Below are 254 nucleotides of genomic sequence, written 5' to 3'. Positions count from 1 at the left end.
CTTCTCCGACATCGCCAACGGCATCGCCGCCGAGTACGGCTTCTGGCTCGGCGACGCCTTCGCCTCGGGCGGCTCCGCCGGCTACGACCACAAGGGCATGGGGATTACCGCCAAGGGCGCCTGGGTCAGCGTGCAACGGCACTTCCGCGAACGCGGCATCGACGTGCAGAAGGACAACATCAGCGTCATCGGCATCGGCGACATGGCCGGCGACGTGTTCGGCAACGGCCTGCTGATGTCGGACAAGCTGCAAC

1 protein-coding gene is annotated in these 254 nt (G+C 66.5%); it reads left to right on the top strand.

All coding sequences use genetic code 11. From position 1 onward, the window contains the following. Positions 1-254 (top strand): NAD-glutamate dehydrogenase domain-containing protein (locus ACLJNW_RS26785; RefSeq protein ID WP_410961593.1); only part of this gene is annotated, 254 nt, incomplete at both ends.

This window comes from Salmonella sp. SAL4457, assembly GCF_046548235.1.
In the GTDB taxonomy this organism is placed as follows: domain Bacteria; phylum Pseudomonadota; class Gammaproteobacteria; order Enterobacterales; family Enterobacteriaceae; genus Salmonella; species Salmonella enterica.
The sequence above is the reverse complement of the archived record's forward strand: the minus strand, read 5'-3'. Positions and strand labels throughout refer to the sequence as shown.